The sequence below is a fragment of the Nonomuraea sp. NPDC049695 genome (genome assembly GCF_040674955.1).
In the GTDB taxonomy this organism is placed as follows: Bacteria; Actinomycetota; Actinomycetes; order Streptosporangiales; family Streptosporangiaceae; genus Nonomuraea; species Nonomuraea helvata.
The window spans coordinates 1-2,706 of sequence record NZ_JBFANV010000207.1 but is presented as its reverse complement, the minus strand read 5'-3'; the positions used below and the strand labels follow the sequence as shown (position 1 = coordinate 2,706).

Annotated in this window: 3 protein-coding genes; all 3 read left to right on the top strand. The window is 61.7% G+C overall.

Annotated features, from left to right (window positions below):
* Nucleotides 1–641 precede the first annotated feature (641 nt).
* The 3 genes from AB0J64_RS56990 to AB0J64_RS56980 all read left to right on the top strand — a co-directional run bounded on the left by AB0J64_RS56990 (nucleotide 642) and on the right by AB0J64_RS56980 (nucleotide 2,468).
* Complete coding sequence (locus AB0J64_RS56990) at nucleotides 642–803, top strand: hypothetical protein (protein ID WP_364047117.1); 162 nt, start codon at nucleotides 642–644, stop codon at nucleotides 801–803.
* Between the two features lie 183 nt (nucleotides 804–986).
* Complete coding sequence (locus tag AB0J64_RS56985) at nucleotides 987–1,793, top strand: hypothetical protein (RefSeq protein ID WP_364047114.1); 807 nt, start codon at nucleotides 987–989, stop codon at nucleotides 1,791–1,793.
* A 414-nt stretch (nucleotides 1,794–2,207) separates the two neighbouring features.
* Nucleotides 2,208–2,468 (top strand): hypothetical protein, encoded by a 261-nt coding sequence (locus AB0J64_RS56980; RefSeq protein WP_364047111.1) that lies wholly within the window; start codon nucleotides 2,208–2,210, stop codon nucleotides 2,466–2,468.
* Nucleotides 2,469–2,706: the final 238 nt, after the last annotated feature.

The following is a 2,706-nucleotide window of genomic DNA, read 5'->3' as shown; positions in this document are numbered from 1 at the left end:
CAGGCTCGGGTGGGTGGCTCGGGTACGGCGGGTCGCGTTTCGCGGCGAAACGGTCCGCTCAGGCTCGGGTGGGAGCGACCAGTTCAACTTCAAGGCTGCCAGACACAGCTGGTGGTTGTCTGGCGTCGCCGAAGATGACAGTGGCTAGTGGCCCTGACCTGTGTACTGTCAGTTTGATCCGTATCGAAGCAGGGACTCGAACATCATTCAAAGTGACAGTAGGAGGCTGGAGGAAGGTCCAACCGTTCTCAGCTCGATCGTCTCACCTGCGGACTCTCAGTCCTACGAGCGAGCTGCCACATCTACTGCCATGTTGCGTGCGGGACTGCCAACCTCGATGGGTCTAGACAGTGGTTGTCTGGACGCAGCGAAGATGACAGTGAGCTTTGCCCCTGACCTGGACACTGTCATTTCGACAGAGATCGAAGTAGCAGCGCTTGCGTCATCGAAGTTGACAGTACGGAGCCGAAGATCAGCTGATTGCGGGCTCGTCGGAAGTAGCTTCACAAGCGCTGAAGAAGGAGCCGCACTGCCATCGATGTGAGACAACCAGGCCGGTGGAAGCGTATGAACGTTGGCTGTACCGTGGCTGGGAACCAGCTTCATCGCTGGGTGGACGTCGCCCGCCGAGGGGGAATGTGGTGCTCGAACTTCTTGGATCTGAGTGGGTCGGTACTGCTGCGTCGGCCATAACCGTCGTTGCCAGCAGCATCATGGTCGTGCTCCAGATCCGGATGCTGAGGAAGATCAAGCGTGCGGGTGCGCAACTACGCGACGGACAGCAGGCGTCGGATAAGAACTGATGTCTGGACATCGGCTACCAGTGCCAGGCGTCGAGGGACGCCAACTGTCATTTCGAGGTCTTCCTATCAGGTCAACTGTCAAGAACCGTGCCGGACTGTCAGGTTGAGGGACGCTAGACAGTGGTGGTGGTCACAAGCCTCTCGCGACTAGCTCATGATCACAAACGTCCATACTATATGGACATGCCGAAGAGAGCTTCTGCAAAAATCGACGTTTCCGCAGGTCACACAGCTATCAAAGAGATCGTGGACCGACGTCAGAGAGAAGGTGATCTCGACATCGACGAACTGGTACGTGATGACCCGATCGAAAATCCGATCCACGTCGTCCGGCACGTCGTCTCCCATCACCGCGTGCCGGCTTGGGTAGTTGAGCACGACGTCATCGCTGCGCTCTGGGTACTCGCCTACGTGCGGAAGCACTGCAGTCACCGGCCCGAAGAAGTCGATCGCCTTGAAGCCACCCTGCTCGAAATGGGAGTCCAACGGAAAATCGCGATGGCACGCATGGCGCCTCCTCTCGGCGTTGCGGGCAGGCGAGGTGTGGAGGCTCGCATCCTCCGAGCGCGCGCGGAGAGGCAAGGTCTTCCTCGCAGCGAGCAAGCCGAGCGCGCACATCGCCTCCAGAAGGCGAAACTTGCACACGGATCCGCGAAGGCAGAAGCAGCCTGGTACGACCGCAACGCACTGAAGCTGTGGGAGTGCGCTAAGCATCTCGCCGCTGCTCGGGTCGAGATCGAGGACCTCATCGACGATGATCTGGCGGAGAGCTTCATCGGGCTTCGTCGGTGTGTCCGCGCTATCGATGAGATGCGGTGGCCCTTGAAGCCTGAAATGTTCCCCGAGTTGCGGGAGATCGCCTGGTGGGGCGGAGAAATCCTTGAAGCTCTGGACGCGCCGGGGTTCGGCCTGGCCAGAAGCAAGGTGGAGGACAAGCTTGCGCCGGTTGCCGAGATGCTTCGTCGCTACCGAGCTGTGATCGACAGGTGAACCCTCGGTTCACGTGCGCCTATGGGGCGTTTCGCAGCGAACCGCCAAGTGGGCACTGGTTCATCATCCTAAGGGTCGGGGTGGCGCCTCTCCTGGAATACGGCGGAACCTCTGCGAGGGTCAAGGCCGCCAACCCCGGGCGGCCTTGACCCTCTCCGCGGTATCCGCCGTTCTGCATTCCCAGGCGCCACCCCGACCCCTGAGGCCGTCAAGCTTGCCGGTCTCAGGGGTGCCCACCCGGTGAAGCATCGAGTGATCCCGCCGGAGCAGTAGCCGCTCTGCGACACCCCGTCTGATGCGGTCATCATGCTTGCGGCTTCAGTCTCGCTGCATGCGAAGGCGCCAGCCAGTCAGACGTAGGCACGCTGGGCCATCGGGCCATATCAGCGAGCGGATCGAAGGAGGCGATGGCCAGTGATCATTGACGTGAACGAGCCTCTGGGCGTTCAGGGACAGCGGGGCCGAAGCCTACGCGAGCTACTCAGAGAGTGGGCTGAGCTTCACGAGAAGCAATACCACCTAGAAGAGCTGCACTCCTCGAAAGAGATCAAGATCGGCGCGCGAGAGGTGAACGACGCGGCCGGTGAACTCTGTGCGGAGTTGGCTGCCCATGGTGTGCTCGACTACGAGGTTGCGGATTACGTGTGCGAGCACGGCTGCGCCGAGGAAGCCTGACGTTTGCCCGCGGGGCCGGAAATGGGGCCGGCCGAGTACGGCACGTGCGCGGGGACGGCCCCACACGCGCGGCTAGGGGATCAGATCGATCTCGATCTCTGACCACAGCGCGGTCAGCGGGAACGGGTTCGACGTGACTACCGGTACGCGCCGCAGGCGGGCCGCATGGACGACCGTCGCCGCCCACACCGCCGGCCTGCCCACCTGGGACGAACCTATGGCGGTCGAGGACCTCTAC